Source organism: Cellulomonas massiliensis JC225 (assembly GCF_000312005.1).
GTDB classification, from domain to species: Bacteria; Actinomycetota; Actinomycetes; order Actinomycetales; family Cellulomonadaceae; genus Cellulomonas; species Cellulomonas massiliensis.
Genome location: NZ_HE978588.1, coordinates 1,230,890 through 1,235,874, shown reverse-complemented (window position 1 = coordinate 1,235,874; position 4,985 = coordinate 1,230,890). Strand labels below are relative to the sequence as shown.

Annotated in this window: 5 protein-coding genes, 1 tRNA gene and 1 pseudogene; 4 read left to right on the top strand and 3 right to left on the bottom strand. The window is 76.0% G+C overall.

Annotated features, from left to right (window positions below):
• Positions 1 to 299: 299 nt before the first annotated feature.
• Both HGCM_RS05835 and HGCM_RS20180 read left to right on the top strand, forming a co-directional pair.
• The gene (locus tag HGCM_RS05835; protein WP_019135929.1) at positions 300 to 1,316 is read left to right on the top strand and encodes a DUF3806 domain-containing protein; all 1,017 of its coding nucleotides are present in this window, start codon (positions 300 to 302) and stop codon (positions 1,314 to 1,316) included.
• Entirely contained in the window at positions 1,313 to 1,741 is a 429-nt protein-coding gene (locus HGCM_RS20180; protein WP_051016042.1) for a DUF2510 domain-containing protein, read from the top strand. Before HGCM_RS05835 ends, HGCM_RS20180 begins: the two co-directional genes overlap by 4 nt.
• Before the next feature lie 71 nt (positions 1,742 to 1,812).
• On the opposite strand, the gene HGCM_RS05825 is transcribed toward HGCM_RS20180, so the two are convergent.
• Together HGCM_RS05825 and HGCM_RS05820 are read right to left on the bottom strand one after the other, a co-directional pair.
• A tRNA-Thr gene (locus tag HGCM_RS05825) sits at positions 1,813 to 1,885 on the bottom strand.
• A 93-nt stretch (positions 1,886 to 1,978) separates the two neighbouring features.
• Positions 1,979 to 3,508 carry an alpha/beta hydrolase gene (locus tag HGCM_RS05820; protein WP_019135928.1) on the bottom strand — a complete coding sequence of 510 codons (1,530 nt, stop codon included), beginning with the start codon at positions 3,506 to 3,508 and terminating at the stop codon, positions 1,979 to 1,981.
• An 88-nt stretch (positions 3,509 to 3,596) separates the two neighbouring features.
• On the opposite strand from HGCM_RS05820, the gene HGCM_RS05815 reads away from it, so the two are divergent.
• Together HGCM_RS05815 and HGCM_RS05810 are read left to right on the top strand one after the other, a co-directional pair.
• The gene (locus tag HGCM_RS05815) at positions 3,597 to 4,046 is read left to right on the top strand and encodes a helix-turn-helix transcriptional regulator (protein ID WP_019135927.1); all 450 of its coding nucleotides are present in this window, start codon (positions 3,597 to 3,599) and stop codon (positions 4,044 to 4,046) included.
• A 5-nt stretch (positions 4,047 to 4,051) separates the two neighbouring features.
• Positions 4,052 to 4,462 carry a VOC family protein gene (locus HGCM_RS05810; RefSeq protein WP_019135926.1) on the top strand — a complete coding sequence of 137 codons (411 nt, stop codon included), beginning with the start codon at positions 4,052 to 4,054 and terminating at the stop codon, positions 4,460 to 4,462.
• Positions 4,463 to 4,470: 8 nt separating this feature from the next.
• On the opposite strand, the pseudogene HGCM_RS17125 reads toward HGCM_RS05810, so the two are convergent.
• Positions 4,471 to 4,985, bottom strand: a pseudogene (locus HGCM_RS17125) (DNA polymerase III subunit delta'); the annotation flags it as partial.

Below are 4,985 nucleotides of genomic sequence, written 5' to 3'. Positions count from 1 at the left end.
AGGCCGCGCGCGCCGCCGCGGCGGCGTCGGCCGACGCCTGCTGCTCGGCGCGCACCCGCTGCGCCGCGACGGCGTCCTGGTGCTCCGACCACCCCCACGCACCGCCCGCTCCCGCCACGACGACGGCGGACAGGACGGCGACGGCCAGGGCGCGGCGAGGGGGACGGATGACGGACCTCCCGGGGCGGGGACGTCGGCCAGGCTACGACACGCGCGCGACACGCCGGGAGCCACCCGTCCGGCCCAGCGCCGACGGCGAGCCGCTCAAGATCGGGGCCGCCCCGGCCGATCCTGGACGCATGACCGACGTCCTGCCGCCGACCCCCGCGCCGGCGTCGGGACCCGTCGCGGCGGGCATGCGCGCGCTGCTCCCCGCCGAGTCCGCGCACCTGGACCGGCTGCGCGAGCACCTGCGCTCGAGCGGCGCCCGCGTCGACGACGTGCACGCGCTGGGCTCGCTCGTCGACGCCACCGCGCGTCGCTGGGCGGCCGCCCCGGCGGCGACCGAGGCCCTGCTCGTCGCGCTCGGCGTCGGCGTCGGCGACCTCGTCCTGGCCGCGAGCACCGGCGCCCGATGGGTGATCCGCACGGGCTCCGGCGCGCCGACGCCCGCGCTGCTCGACGCCGCGGGGCTGCACGCGGTCGTCCCCCTCGACGACCTGCGCAAGCGGTGGACGCACGGCGACACGGAGTGGCTGCCGGGCTACGTGGCGGCCGCCGCCGCGCACCTCGGCCAGACCCCGGACGTGCCCACGCAGCGCACCGAGGCGACCCCGGTGGTGCCGGCGTCGGACGACGGCGCCGACCGCGCCGACCGCGCCGAGCCGCGGCGCTCCCGCGAGCGGCGTCGCGCCCCGCGCACGCCCCAGGAGCTGCCCGACCCGCCGTCCCCCGCCGTCCAGGACCTCGCGATCCGGGCGCTCGACGACGCGCTCGGCACCGCGCTCACCGGCACGGACGTCGCGCCCTTCGTGCTCGTCGAGAGCCTCGGCCTGCGGGTCGTGCGCTTCGACGGCGTCGAGCCGCGCGCGGCGGTGACGCAGGCGCGCGCGTGGCTGGCGGACAGCCGGTCGGCCCGCGGCGCGCTGGCCTGGGCGGCGCGCATCGACGAGCGCGACCGTCTCGTCGACGACGCGTTCGCGGCGACCCTCGACCCGGCGACCGTCGCCCGCGCGGTCGTCGTCGAGGCCGGTGAGCCCGGACGGCCGACCCTCGTCGTCGCGCACCGGTTCGGCGTGGCCCCCGGCGCGCCCAACCCCGTCGCCCTGGGCGGACCGGTACTGCTCGGCCAGGGCGCTCCGCTCATGCCGGCATGAGCGGCACCGCACCCGCGCCGGCCCCCGGCTGGTACCCGGACCCGCAGGGCGCGCCCCAGGCGCGGTGGTGGGACGGCACCCGATGGACCGAGCACGTCGGCGCCGCGCCGGCGTACCCGGGCGCTGCGGCGCCCGCCCGGACGCTCGTCGCGGTGCCGCCCGAGCTCGCCGACGGCAGCAACGTCCCCGCGGTCGCGGCGCTGTCCTGGGGCCTCGTCGCGCTGGTGCTCAACCCGCTGCTCCTGGCGTCCGTCGTCGCCGTCGTCCGCGCCCGGCAGGGTGCGCGCCGTGCGGACGACCTGGAGGCCTTCCTGCTGCCGCCGCGGGGGCGCGGCATGGTGCGGGCCGCGTACGCGCTGGCCGCCCTGGGCGCCGTCGTGTCCGTCGTCGTCAGCTACGCCGCCTGGGTGTTCGTGCTGTCCTGACCCAGCCCGGCCCAGCCCGGCCGCAGTACGACGAAGGCCCCGTCACCGCGGTGACGGGGCCTTCGTGCCGGAGCCGCCTTGGGGAATCGAACCCCAGACCTTCTCATTACGAGTGAGACGCTCTGCCGACTGAGCTAAGGCGGCATCGCCGGACGCTGGCCCGGCGAGCGCGCCTACTGTACCCGGCGCGGGCGGCAGGCTCCAAAGCGAGCGCCGCGGGGCCCGCGAGCGCTGGGGTCAGCTCTCGCAGCGGACCCCGTCCTCGGGCACCGTGCCGTCCACGAGGTAGGCGTCCACCAGCTCCTGCACGCAGGTGCTGCCGGTGGCGTAGGCGGTGTGGCCCTCCCCGACGTGCGTGACGAGGACGCCCGTCGAGAGGGTCTCGGCCAAGGACTCGGCCCAGGCGTAGGGGGTCGCGGGGTCGTTCGTCGTGCCGACGACGACGATGGGCGGGGCGCCCTTCGCGGAGTAGTCGTCGAGGCCGCCCACGAGCGGCACGGACCAGTCCTCGCACGGGACGCCGCCGTAGGAGAAGAAGAAGCCCACGGTCGGAGCGACCTCCTCGATCCGCTCGGCCTGGTCGCGCATGGCGGCCGGGTCGGCGTCGGAGCGGTCGTCGACGCAGTTGATCGACCAGAACGCCTCGGTCGCGTTGGTGCTGTAGGTGCCGTCGGGGTCGCGGTCGTAGTACACGTCGGACGCCTGCAGCAGGCCGGCGCCGTTGCCGCGCAGGGCGAGCGTGAGCGCCTGCGTGAGGAAGCCCCAGCTGTCCTGCGAGTAGAGCGTGACGGCGATGCCTGTGAACGCGAGCGCCTGCGTCAGGGGCCGGTCGGTGCCCGTCGACAGCGGCTGGGCCCGGACGCGGTCGAGGAGGTCCTCGATCTGGCGCATGCCGTCGTCCACCGACCCGTCGAGCGGGCAGCTCGCGCCCGCCTGGCAGTCGGCGACGTAGGCGCGCAGCGCGCCCTCGAAGCCCTTCGCCTGGCCGACCGTGACGTCGTCGGCCGACAGCGTCGGGTCGAGCGCGCCGTCGAGGACCATCCGGCCGACGGTGGTCGGGAACAGCGCCGCGTAGGTGGCCCCGAGGTCGGTGCCGTACGAGAACCCGACGTACGTGAGCTTCTCGTCCCCGACCGACGCCCGCAGCACGTCGAGGTCGCGCGCGGCGCTCACGGTGTCGACGTGCGCGAGCAGGTCGCCCGTCTGCTCCAGGCACTTCTTGCCGACCTCCGCCCAGCGCGCGGCCTCGTGCGCGATGTCCGCGTCGGTGTCGTACGACGGGTCGTGCGCGGTGAACTCGTCCATCTCGGGGCCGTCGAGGCAGCGGATGCGGTCGGAGTGCTGGACCCCGCGCGGGTCGAACCCGACGACGTCGTAGTGCTCCAGGACGCCCTTGCCCGCGATCGCGAGGAAGGAGTCGAGGAAGTCGTAGCCGGACGCGCCCGGGCCGCCGGGGTTGATGAACAGGGAGCCGAGGCGCTCCCCCGTGGCGGTCGAGCGGCGCAGCGCGATCGTCACCCGCTCGCCGTCGGGGTCGGCGTAGTCGAGCGGGACCTGCGCCGAGGCGCACTGCAGGTCGTCGCAGGTGCGCCACTCCAGCTGCTGGCCGTAGAACGCGTCCAGCCCGCCGCCGGAGGGCAGCGTGCTGGTGGGCAGCGCGGTCGGCGACGCCTGGTTCTTCGGCGCGGTGCAGCCGGCGACGACGAGCGCGACGACGGCGACCAGCGCGGCGAGGGCGGACAGGCGACGGGAGGGGCGGCTCGGCACGGGGACACGGTAGTCGGCGCACCCGTGGCCCACGGCCCGCCGCGCTCGGGTCTGGGCAGGAGCGCACCGGACGCGGCAAGGTGTCCTGGTGACCACCGGCACGACGACAGATCCGCGGCTGCGCGAGCTCGTGCTGCTGCGCCGCGTGCGCGACCGCATCGACCGCGAGTACGACCAGCCGCTCGACGTCGAGGCGCTCGCGCGCGGCGTGCACCTGTCCGCCGGGCACCTGAGCCGCCAGTTCCGCGCCGCGTACGGCGAGTCGCCGTACAGCTACCTCATGACGAGGCGCATCGAGCGGGCCATGACCCTGCTGCGCCGGGGGGACCTGACGGTCACCGACGTGTGCTTCGCCGTCGGGTGCTCCTCGCTCGGCAGCTTCAGCTCCCGGTTCTCCGAGCTCGTCGGGATGTCCCCCAGCGCCTACCGGCGCCTCGCCGCCGAGGACGGGCGCGGCATCCCGACGTGCGTCGCCAAGAAGGTCATGCGACCGGTCAGGAATCGAGAAGCCGCCCCCGCGGACGCGCCCCTAGCGTGACCCGCATGAGCCTCACCATCCAGAACACGTTCCTGCCCGCTCCCGACCCCGAGGCGTCGCTCGCCTTCTACCGCGACGTGCTCGGCTTCGAGGTGCGCCTCGACGTCGGCTACGGTGAGATGCGGTGGATCACCGTCGGCTCGCCGGACCAGCCGACGACCGGCGTCGTCCTGCACCCGCCGTTCGCCGACCCGGGCATCACGGAGGACGAGCGCCGCACGATCTCCGAGATGATGGCGAAGGGCACCTACGCCACGATCGTCCTGTCGAGCGACGACCTGGACGGGACGTTCGACCGCATCGCCGCGACCGGCGCCGAGGTCATGCAGGAGCCCACCGACCAGCCGTACGGCCTGCGGGACTGCGCGTTCCGCGACCCGGCCGGCAACCACGTCCGGATCAACCAGGCCGGCTGAGGCGCGTCTCAGCCCTGGGGGCGCAGGGCGACGGCCATCGCCTCCACGGCGAGCAGCGGCGCGACGTTGCCCTCGAGCCGGGTGCGCGCCTGCCCGATGGCGTCCATGCGGCGCAGGGTCTGCTCGGGCGTCGAGGTGCGGGCCAGCTCGTCGACGAGGTCGGCGTGCTCGACGTTGACGAGGTCGACGCCGGCGCCGAGCTGGACCACCGCGACGTCGCGGTAGAGCGACAGCAGGTCGACCATCGCCCGGTCGAGCACGTCCCGCTGGGCGCGGGTCGCGCGCCGCTTCTGCTCGTCCTCCAGGGCCTTGACCTGCGAGCGCAGCGCGGGCGGGAGCGTCGTCGCGCCCTCCGCGCCGAGGCTGCGCAGCAGCGCCGCGCGCTCCGCCGCGTCACGCTCGGTCGTGGACGCCTTCGCCTCGGCCTGCGCCGTCTCGACGAGCGCGCCGGCCGCGAGCACCGCATCGCCGACGCCGCGGATCCGGCCGGCCGCCGCGAGGACCGCCGAGCGGCGGGCGCGCG

Coding starts and splice junctions, on each gene's coding strand:
- HGCM_RS05835 (WP_019135929.1), top strand. CDS start 300: ATGACCGACGTCCTGCCGCCGACCCCCGCGCCGGCGTCGGGACCCGTC.
- HGCM_RS05810 (WP_019135926.1), top strand. CDS start 4,052: ATGAGCCTCACCATCCAGAACACGTTCCTGCCCGCTCCCGACCCCGAG.
- HGCM_RS20180 (WP_051016042.1), top strand. CDS start 1,313: ATGAGCGGCACCGCACCCGCGCCGGCCCCCGGCTGGTACCCGGACCCG.